General features: G+C 65.9%; 2 protein-coding genes. Both read left to right on the top strand.

Annotated features, from left to right (window positions below; genetic code table 11):
* A partial coding sequence (locus VES88_03465) for an HNH endonuclease family protein (protein HYN80535.1) occupies nt 1–412 on the top strand: 412 nt, incomplete at its 5' end.
* A gap of 162 nt (nt 413–574) precedes the next feature.
* Nucleotides 575–1,957 (top strand): IS1380 family transposase, encoded by a 1,383-nt coding sequence (locus VES88_03460; protein HYN80534.1) that lies wholly within the window; start codon nt 575–577, stop codon nt 1,955–1,957.
* Nucleotides 1,958–2,432 lie beyond the last annotated feature (475 nt).

Genomic DNA, 2,432 nt, shown 5'->3' with positions numbered 1-2,432 from the left:
GAGTTTTGAGCGATTCCGCACAACCGGAAACGCGCTTGCGCGGTACATGCTGTCAGCGATCGAGCGCGCACTTCGCAACGAAAAAGAGCCGGAGCTCGTCCCAAATAAAGATGTTGACGAAGTAAACTTAGAGCACATATTGCCGCAAAAACCCAAGGCGGGTGAATGGCCGTTTTTTTCACCCGACGACGCAAGCCTTTACGCCTACCGAATTGGCAATATGACCCTTTTGCAGAAGGGTAAGAATAACAAGATCGGCAACAAGCCTTGGAGCGATAAAAAGCCCATCATTGCCAGCTCCGAATTGAACCTGAACAAGGCTATTGCAGGGTCGGCTGATTGGACGAAGGTCGTAATTGAGGCGCGTCAGAAGGACCTTGCCGATCTCGCGTTGAAGGTCTGGGCGCTATAAAGTCCGGAAGTTCGAAAGTGCGCTTAGAGAACGCGGAGTAATATATCCGTTTCCGCCACTCGACTAGCCCGGATTTCTCACGAGGGGTAGGTGCATCGGGGGCCTGATCGTGGGAAAGTGCTTCTACCACAAAGACTTGACCCGTGAGCAGGAGCAACCCCGATGCAGACGGAGTGTAGCGCGGAGCCGATGCTGTTTGCACGGCTCGATCGCCGCGATCTTGTGGCGGATTTCGGCGGCGGGGCGATCACCTCGGACGCCGGGGCGCTGCTCCTCGGCGCGACCGACCGGGCGATCGGGCTCGTTGACCGCTTCGCGGCCTGCTTCTCGGACGGCCGCGCTCCCGGCCGGGTCGCCCACGACCTGCCGACGCTGGTCGGCCAGCGCGTGTTCGCCGTCGCGCTCGGCTACGAGGATCTGATCGACCATGACGAGCTGCGCCGCGACCCTGCGCTTGGCGCCGTGCTTGGCCGGCTCGAAGCAAAACGCCCAGGCCTCGCGCCGCTCGCGGGCAAGAGCACGCTCAACCGGCTCGAGCACGCGCCCGAGGGGGCGCATCGCTATCGCCGCATCGGCCACGATCCGGCGGCGGTCGAGGATCTGTTCGTCGATCTCTTCCTCGACGCCCACGACAAGCCGCCGGCGCGGATCACGCTCGACCTCGACGCCACCGACGATCCGATCCACGGCCGCCAGGAGGGCCGGTTCTTCCACGGCTATTACGACTGCTACTGCTATCTGCCGCTCTACGTGTTCTGCGGCGATCACCTGCTGGCGGCGAAGCTCCGGCGCGCGAACATCGACGCCAGCGCCGGCGCGGTCCCGGAGATCGCCCGCATCGTCGGGCAGATCCGCGCGGCATGGCCGCGGGTGAAGGTGCTGCTGCGCGCCGACAGCGGCTTCGCGCGCGAGGAGATCATGGCCTGGGCCGAGGCGAACGACGTCGACTATGTCTTCGGGCTGGCGAGGAACGCCCGGCTGGTCGACCGCATCTACATCGATCTCGCCTGGGCGGAGGAGGCGGCGCAGCGCTCCGGCCGGCCCGAGCGGCGCTTCGCCGACTTCCACTGGACGACACGGGACAGCTGGAGCCGACGCCGGCGCGTCGTCGCCAAGGCCGAATGGATGCCGGGCCGTGGCAAGGGCGGCGCGAACCCGCGCTTCGTCGTCACCTCGCTCAAGCCCCGCGAGATCGCCGCGCGGACGCTTTACGAGAAGCTCTATTGCGCCCGCGGCGACATGGAGAACCGGATCAAGGAGTGCCAGCTCGATCTGTTCGCCGATCGCACCAGTGCGGCGACGATGCGCGCCAACCAGTTGCGCCTGTGGTTCGCCTCGATGGCCTATGCGCTCCTGAGCGCCTTGCGCCGGCGCGCGCTCGCCCACACCGAGCTCGCCCGCGCCACCTGCGGAACAATCCGGGCCAAGCTCCTCAAGATCGGCGCGCTGGTGACCGTCAGTGTCCGGCGCGTCCGCATCGCCATGACCTCCGCCTGTCCTTACGCCGCCGTCTTCCGCCTCGCGCATCGCCGATTATGCGGCTGACGCGCCGTCATCGCCCCGCCGAAGCCCCTCCCGCAGACCGCCAACACCACACCGCTTCGACGCCCCAGGCCGGCGCAAGGCATCCCCGCGTCTCCGTCGCCGTTTCCGCTTCCAATCCGCCGCAAGTCACGCCTTAACCTCACCCACTCCGATGCGCTGGTGAGAAATCCGGGCTAGGCGTCGGCGCGGTGACGAGCCAGAACATCACCGGACCCGTCCTCGGCTCGCCCTGATGCGCGAAGGCGCCAGGCGCCTCTCACCGGCCTATCCCATTTCCGCCCGCCCCGATTGCTGATATTGCGTCCCGATGCACATCCGCGATGAACAGGAACGGGATCGCGCAGCCATCGCCCTGCTGGTGGAACAGGCGTTCGGCCAGCCCGACGAGGCGCGCCTGGTCGACCAGCTTCGCGCGGATGGCGACGCGGCCATTTCGCTCGTTGCACTGAAAGGGGGCACGATCACCGGCCATGTG

This window comes from Gemmatimonadaceae bacterium (assembly GCA_035633115.1).
In the GTDB taxonomy this organism is placed as follows: Bacteria; Gemmatimonadota; Gemmatimonadetes; order Gemmatimonadales; family Gemmatimonadaceae; genus UBA4720.
The sequence above is the reverse complement of the archived record's forward strand: the minus strand, read 5'-3'. Positions and strand labels throughout refer to the sequence as shown.